The organism is uncultured Anaerobiospirillum sp. (assembly GCF_902485895.1).
Taxonomy (GTDB): Bacteria; Pseudomonadota; Gammaproteobacteria; order Enterobacterales; family Succinivibrionaceae; genus Anaerobiospirillum; species Anaerobiospirillum succiniciproducens.
In genome coordinates this window covers 1-6,973 of the sequence record NZ_CABTML010000062.1, presented here as the reverse complement: position 1 = coordinate 6,973, position 6,973 = coordinate 1, and the positions used below count along the sequence as shown (strand labels likewise).

Annotated in this window: 7 protein-coding genes; all 7 read left to right on the top strand. The window is 43.6% G+C overall.

What is annotated here, in order from left to right; translation table 11 throughout:
- Positions 1-581 precede the first annotated feature (581 nt).
- The 7 genes from RDO37_RS04950 (at position 582) to RDO37_RS04920 (ending at position 6,311) form a co-directional block, all read left to right on the top strand.
- A complete protein-coding gene (locus RDO37_RS04950) occupies positions 582-1,160 on the top strand; it encodes an IS3 family transposase (protein ID WP_308498318.1) in 579 nt (192 codons plus the stop codon).
- 417 nt (positions 1,161-1,577) lie between these two features.
- Positions 1,578-2,021 carry a hypothetical protein gene (locus RDO37_RS04945; protein ID WP_308498317.1) on the top strand — a complete coding sequence of 148 codons (444 nt, stop codon included), beginning with the start codon at positions 1,578-1,580 and terminating at the stop codon, positions 2,019-2,021.
- A 2-nt stretch (positions 2,022-2,023) separates the two neighbouring features.
- On the top strand, positions 2,024-2,233 hold the full coding sequence (locus tag RDO37_RS04940; protein WP_308498316.1) for a hypothetical protein: 210 nt from the start codon (positions 2,024-2,026) through the stop codon (positions 2,231-2,233).
- 148 nt (positions 2,234-2,381) lie between these two features.
- Positions 2,382-2,954 carry a hypothetical protein gene (locus tag RDO37_RS04935; RefSeq protein ID WP_308498315.1) on the top strand — a complete coding sequence of 191 codons (573 nt, stop codon included), beginning with the start codon at positions 2,382-2,384 and terminating at the stop codon, positions 2,952-2,954.
- Positions 2,955-3,239: 285 nt separating this feature from the next.
- A complete protein-coding gene (locus tag RDO37_RS04930; protein WP_308498314.1) occupies positions 3,240-3,611 on the top strand; it encodes a hypothetical protein in 372 nt (123 codons plus the stop codon).
- Between the two features lie 454 nt (positions 3,612-4,065).
- Entirely contained in the window at positions 4,066-4,917 is an 852-nt protein-coding gene (locus tag RDO37_RS04925) for a DUF2262 domain-containing protein (RefSeq protein WP_308498313.1), read from the top strand.
- Positions 4,918-5,456: 539 nt separating this feature from the next.
- A complete protein-coding gene (locus tag RDO37_RS04920) occupies positions 5,457-6,311 on the top strand; it encodes a DUF2262 domain-containing protein (protein WP_308498312.1) in 855 nt (284 codons plus the stop codon).
- Positions 6,312-6,973 lie beyond the last annotated feature (662 nt).

Sequence of the window (6,973 nt, the reverse complement as noted above, 5' to 3'; positions counted from 1 at the left end):
TACTGCTCAAAGAAAAAGATTTAACCTAGACTACTATTAGGAGCACAGAAATCCATGAGCTTATCTATTTTCTATTAGTCTAATCATACACCTTTCATTAAAGGAATTTCTAACTCCTGCGAAATGATATATGGCGAACCTACGATATGACCGGGCATCACATACAATAAACACACCACTTGCTTATGCACATATTGCGGCTAACGCTTGTATGTGATAGTGATCATGTTACGAGATCGCCATATTAAAGTCTCTAGCTGCGCCTAACTAAACGAAGATAGGCTTTGTTAGGCAACACTTAGCTAAGCTATACTTACACTGCATGATGGTTAGTGGTTTACTTATATGCTTTGGCAATGTGAATGAGCATATGGGTCTTAGGACATAAGGGTCTAACTACATAATGACCGATGTCTCATCCTTATTATTACCCATAACAAGCTACGTACCCATCAGACCTTGAGGCTATAGAGGCTATTGCAGTATCTGCATTGGCACCCTCATATACTTAGAGGTTTGATAAGATGCACTTTTGCCACAAACATCAGCCTTTAAGCCAAATACTATGAACAGGAAATCCCATGGCCACTTCGAGAAAACCTTTAGTCTTCACCCGTCCATATGAACATTTGCTGTGCGGCACAATGGAACTGAGGCTTAAAAATCGTAAGACCTACTACTTCACCCCTGTGATGGATGGCTATAGTAGATATATTATGTGCCTATCACTCGTCAAAGAGTTAAATGATGATGCGGTGTTCGGTGCGCTCAGGGCTATCGAAAATGATTTAGTCCATCCTAAGTTCTTTGAAGTAACAGATAAGGCATACTTGCATCTTACTCAGCGTGGCGCAGCTAAAAATCAAGCATTCATAGACTATGTTGAGAAAAGCCCAATCTTTTTGATGCCTGAGGAGGGTTTTAAGCGCAACAACTATATGACCGCCTTCTTTAGCAGGTTCAGCACCGAGTTTTTTAACCCTTACTATAGCCAATTCACCTCGTATAAGGTTCTCGATGATGCGATATGGCATTTTTGTGAAAAATATAACGATTGGCGTCCGCAAGAGGCTCTAGCAGGTCATACTCCTTTGGAATTTTTGAAGATAGGCATAGATAAGCTAAAAGCGGCCAAGCTGCAGTCGCAATCTCAAGATTAAGCAGCTCTTTTACGTGCCTGTACGTGCTCATTATTACGCCCTCATTAAGTCTCTAGCTGCGCATGACTAAACGAAGCCAAGCTTTGCTTGGCAACCACAGCAATGCTGTGCCACCTTGGTGTGGTGGTCAGTGGTTTTGCCCATGTGCTTTTTGCCTTGTAGATTACGTACATGGACATATGAGCCTAAGGACATAAGGCTTAATGGCATAAACAGTACGGGCCAGAATGGTATGCGATAGGCATATGGCCCTATCCTTATCAGTGCCCCATCACAAGCTACGTGTCCATCTGACTTTGAGGCTATAAAGGTGATATCTGTATGAGTATTGGAATTAGCATATACAAGAGGCTTGATAAGATGCTCTTTTGCTAAAAACATCAGCCCTTAAGAGCAATACTATGTGCAGGAGAGTTCATGACCAGTTCAAGTAAACCCTTAGTCTTCACTCGCCCATATGAGCACTTACTGTGCGGCACAATGGAGCTGAGGATTAAAAATCGTAAGACCTACTACTTCACCCCAGTAATGGATGCCTATAGTAGATACATTCTGTGTTATGCCTTACCGCCGTATCAAAATGACAGCGTGGTGATTGATGTACTAAGACTTGCCGAACAGTCTTTAAATGACCCATCTGTAGCCCATCTAACTGTGCCTGCTACTGTACATCTTTCGCAGCGTGGCGCGGCTAAGAATCAAGCCTACATCGACTTTGTGAACAACCATCCACGCTTTTTGATGCCTGAGGGAGGCTTCAAACGCAACTATATCATGACAGCGTTTTTTGGCAGATTTACTGTCGAGTTTTTGATTCAAGTTACCATCTACTCACCTCGTATAAGATGCTCAATGAGGTGATTATGGACTTTTGTAAATACTACAACGAATCCCGCATTCACGAAGCGCTTGACTATCAAACCCCAAAGAAAATCCTGCACAAGGCCTTTACTCAGCTTGCATGGGAGTATGCACAAGCTCAGGCTAAAGCCAAAACTCAGGCTCAAGACAAGGATCAACAAAAGGCTCAAGGCAAGGATCAAGACAAGACTCAATCCTCCGTCCAAACTTAATCCCACCTGCAGCTTGCTTTTGTTATGTATGAGGCGACCTACTTGGGTTTATGATGTGAGGTGCTAAGTAAAAGCTTAGCTGTTTGAAAGCTAGCACTACTCTTAATACGCTAGCCGAGCATGCCAATATAGCTTGAAAGGAAACGCCATGAGACCAATTAGTAATGCCTTAGTCATTAAGCGGCCCTTTGAGCACTTAATCACTGGCACGTGTGAACTTAAGACCCGTAATGGCGAGAAGTTCTACTATACCGTGGTCATGGAGGCCTATAGCCGAGCTATTTTGTCTCACTCACTAGTTGAGAGATTATCTGAGGATGTAGTAATAGCTACCATTGCTATGGCTGAGAGGTTTCTGTGGAAGAAAGCTACATTGCACATCACGCAAAAAGGCGCTGCCACTAACGACAAGTATCTACAGTTTGTTGCAAGCCACCCGCGCTTTGTCATGCCCAAACACGGCTTTAAGCCCGTAACTATCATGACCTCGTTCTTTTGCAGGTACAAAGATGAAGGCTATATCTTCTTTTACGACAAGCTCTACTCTTATGACGTGCTCAAGGACAGTGTTGATTATTACTATTTCCACTACAATTACATTCGCGGACAAACAAGGTGCGATGGTCGTACTCCTGTTGAAATCTTGCAAGAGGCTATGGCAGGCAAGCGTACTAGCAATAAGGAGCTAGCGCACTTTCTAACGCGCCTTGACCATAAGTGACACTCGCTTAAGCGCCTACTCCTTTGCATACAGAGCCTCTGCCACGCTAGTACCCTTTGATAAGCACTTAATCATCACCACTTGCTACATACTACGAAAGCCAATGTAGCAAAGGCTCGATATCAAAGATACTGTTACACTCTCAAACGTCTCTCAAGCACACGCGCGGATCCAGAATCATGCAAGCATATGCTTTATCTATAATTAGCCTAAAGTTAACCTTGCCATGCTAGAGTCAATCTCAATCTTATGTAACTTGAGGTCGTTCTTTTTAGGAGCTTGCTTATGGACTTATCTTTTAGAAAAGCCATTGAAATAGTTTTAGATACACTCGATGAGCCGGATGAGAGTGTGGTTGCTAAGAAGCATAACGTAGATGTAGAGGCAGTAAAATTTTTTTCTAATGATCCGATTATTGCTCTTACAGCTAGGGAGAGCATATATGTAGACTCCTCGGCCGATCCGAGAGGTAAAATTACCGAATTCGAGGCCATGAGCTTATATGAGCTAGATAAAGAGTTTGGCATTGCCGCTAGAGACGACATCTTCTTTTTATGCAAACAATATGATGTTGATATCTTAGAGGCTCTAATTTATGGCAAACAACTCTATGAAAATCTTCATCCGGCACAAGACGAGAGCTCTCGCTCTGAGTAGCAGTCATCTAAGTAAGCGACAGCCATTTCCAGCAAGCTAGCTCTCTAGCTAACAAAAGAGTAAGTGCAAAATAAGCTAACAAGCTCATGAGGGAACGTACTTGCGCATCTGCTAATGCGTACGCTACCCTCATGCTCAAGAACTCTCTCTACCCCCACTTTAGGCTAGCACGTTGAGCTCTCTTAGATGCTCAATCATGGATGCTCGGACATTTGAGCAGGCCATCATGCCCTGCAAAAGCTTTTTAGTGCCATACTCTAGTCAAATGCGCTAGCTAATGGCTTTTATAGGCTATTCTCTTAGACTTAGCATTAGCATGCTAAGTGCGTTAGCTAATAGCTAATGATACGCTCATACAAAGAGTAGCTCTAACCATCACAGCGGCTATATCACGCGGTATACTCATCTGTACGAGTCAATATGGTTAGCTGCAGGCCCACATAAGGAGAAGTCTATGTTTGAAGCTTTTTACGCAAAATACGAGTCCGAAGAATTTGAAGTAATTGCCATCATCAATAATTGCATTGGAACATGTAGTAATACTAGGCTTAATTTCTGGGAAATGACTGCCTCGACTATTGGGTTAAAGGTTTGCGCCACTGGTGAAATCATCTCAACTCCCGTGCACCTATCGTGGCCTATAGCAGGAGATGATCGCTCTGGCAAAATGAGCTTTGATCGCTTTGCTCAAGAGCAAGTCTGCGCCCTCAAAGTGCGTAAGATGAAGGCTAAGAGTGCGCCAAACCTCCTAACTCCACATTACTGTATTGTGTCAGTGATCGATGAGCATGCAAACTGTCCAGAGCTTATGTCTTTACTTGAGGAGTACCGTAAGGAAGTGGTGCTTGAAGATGAGGATCTTGGCACTCTCGTACTCAACAAAGACATAAATCTGTTTGAGGGTAAGGTTGACTATGGCGCCGACCGCTTTACTCTTTATTTAGAGGTAGATGCCCTAGATAAGAACACTTGGACACAAGCTTTTAATGCCGCTAAAGCATTGATTTGCAAGGGCGCGTATTGGGATCAACCAATGTGTGAATTTGCAGCTAAGGAGCTTAGCGACCTTGCCAATGATTATCGTGAAGAAGAAGATTACGATGACGAATCTTTATATGCCCCAAGTGACCTTGAAGAAATTAGTGAGGAGGAATTTGCCTGCCGCATCTCCATTTTTGAGTTAATTGTTAATGCCGGTGGTGAATTTACTGCCTACTATAATGATGACGACATGTTTTCTGGCCGCGTTATCACTGTCACTGGCTCCCTTGAAAAGGGTATTGAGGATGCCAATCTTAAGGGCTAATCATCCTTGCTTAGCATGGGAATCTAAGCTTAATACGCTGTAGCAGCCTATCTAAAACTATCCTGTTCCTTTCTATATCAACGTGCGTAGGCTGTAGCATCATGCATCCTACGCATACTCCTTGGTAAGCTTAGCTGCAGCTAGCGATAATTCTATGACTCTAGCGTAGCTACTGCTGACCATGCTATTGCTGTTAATTGCTCTAAGCCCGCTACAGCCCATAGGCAAACTTACCAAGTTCTGACCTTCAGTGCCTCTAGGGCTCTATAGCTGCTCCCTTGAGTGATAGTAGTTACCTAGCTTGGCTTATCTACACTAGAGCGCGAGTACCTGCATTTTCCTGCTGATAAATACCTAGGAGCTGCTACGATGAGCTCATTGATAAGCTTGCTCTAAAGGGGCAATAGCATGCTAAGTACTTGAGCTAGTGGTACACTAACACAAAGAGTAGCTCTAACCATAAAAGCGGCCGCATCATGCGGTATAGTTGTCTGTACGAGTCAATATGGTTAGCTTCCGACCCACATAAGGAGAGGTCTATGTTTGAAGATTTTTACGAAAAATATGAGACTGAGGAGCACGAGGTTTTTGCTCTTATCAATAAGTGCACGGGTGCGTCTACTAATCCTAAGCTTAAGTACTGGGAAATGAGCGCCTCGACTATTGGCCTTAAGTATTGCGACTCAGGTGAGATTGTAGATATTCCTGTTACTCTCGTGTGGCCTATCACTGAGGACGAGCATAATGGCACTATGGGCTTTGGGCGCTTTTGTCCAGAGCTTGTGTACAAGATTAAAGTGCGTAAGATGAAAGCTGAGAATTGTACAAACCTCCCTACCCCACCTTTATGTGTTGTAGCAGTTCTCAATATGGACGAAAATTGTCCAGAGCTTATGCCTTTACTTGAGGAGTACCGTAAGGAAGTGGAACTTGAAGATGAGGATCTTGGCACTTTCGTACTCAACAAAGACTTAGAGATGTTTGAAGGTGAGATTGACTTTTTCGACAACATCATCACTCTTTATTTAGAGGTTGATGCTCAAGATCAGGGGACTTGGACACTTGCTCTCAACGCAGCTAAGGACTTGATTAACAAGGATGAGTATTTTGAGGATCAATTGCGCGAGTTTGCCGCTAAGGAGCTGACCGACCTTGCCAATGACTGGCGTGAAGAAGATGAAGATGACGATGACGAAGTCTCATCCCCAGATGAATCAGCTGATGAGATTACCGAGGAAGAATTTGCCTCCCGCATCTACATTACTGAGCTAAGCGTTAATGCTGATGGTGAGTTTACTGCCTACTATAATGATGACGATATGTTTTTAGGCCACGTTATCACCATTAATGGCTCCCTCGAAAAGGGTATTGAGGATGCCTATATTCAGGGCTAATCATCCTTGCTTTGCATGGGCGACTAATAGTCATACCCTGCAGTATCCTGTCTAAGCCTATCCTGTTCCTTTCTATATCAACGTGCGTAGGCTGTAGCATCATGCATCCTACGCACGCTCCTTGATAAGCGTAGCTGCAGCTAGAGATAATTCTACGACTCTAGCGCAGCTACAGCTGACCAGCCATTTGCTCTAAGCCTACTACAGCCCATATGCCAACTAGCCTCATTCTGACATTCAGCGCCTCTAGAGTTCTATAGCAGCTCCCTTGAGTGATAGAAGAGTGATAGAAGTTACCTAGGTTGGCTCATCTACACTAGAGCGCGAGTATCTGCATTTTCCTGCTGATAAAGGCCTAAGGAGCTGCTATGATGTGCTGCTCGATAAGCTAGGCTGTGTCGGCGTGTTCATAATAGCGCTCTCGTGCTAGCAAAAGAAGCAGCTCTTGAAGTGTTACTTGCTAATATGGCCTGTTCTAATACTATCAAGTTCAGCAAAGCTTTTAGCTTTGGCCCTTGAAAGCATATATGCTTAGCACCATTCACCAACTTACAACTAACGGTGCTCTCATCAGCGGCGCTCAATAAGGATATATCTATGTTTGAAAAGTTCTTTGAACAGTATGAAAGCGAGGAACATGAGGTCATTGAGATCGGAAGAGC

What these genes read in the sequence shown, in the direction of transcription:
- RDO37_RS04950 (WP_308498318.1), top strand. Translation starts at nt 582, where the DNA reads ATGGCCACTTCGAGAAAACCTTTAGTCTTCACCCGTCCATATGAACAT.
- RDO37_RS04945 (WP_308498317.1), top strand. Translation starts at nt 1,578, where the DNA reads ATGACCAGTTCAAGTAAACCCTTAGTCTTCACTCGCCCATATGAGCAC.
- RDO37_RS04940 (WP_308498316.1), top strand. Translation starts at nt 2,024, where the DNA reads ATGGACTTTTGTAAATACTACAACGAATCCCGCATTCACGAAGCGCTT.
- RDO37_RS04935 (WP_308498315.1), top strand. Translation starts at nt 2,382, where the DNA reads ATGAGACCAATTAGTAATGCCTTAGTCATTAAGCGGCCCTTTGAGCAC.
- RDO37_RS04930 (WP_308498314.1), top strand. Translation starts at nt 3,240, where the DNA reads ATGGACTTATCTTTTAGAAAAGCCATTGAAATAGTTTTAGATACACTC.
- RDO37_RS04925 (WP_308498313.1), top strand. Translation starts at nt 4,066, where the DNA reads ATGTTTGAAGCTTTTTACGCAAAATACGAGTCCGAAGAATTTGAAGTA.
- RDO37_RS04920 (WP_308498312.1), top strand. Translation starts at nt 5,457, where the DNA reads ATGTTTGAAGATTTTTACGAAAAATATGAGACTGAGGAGCACGAGGTT.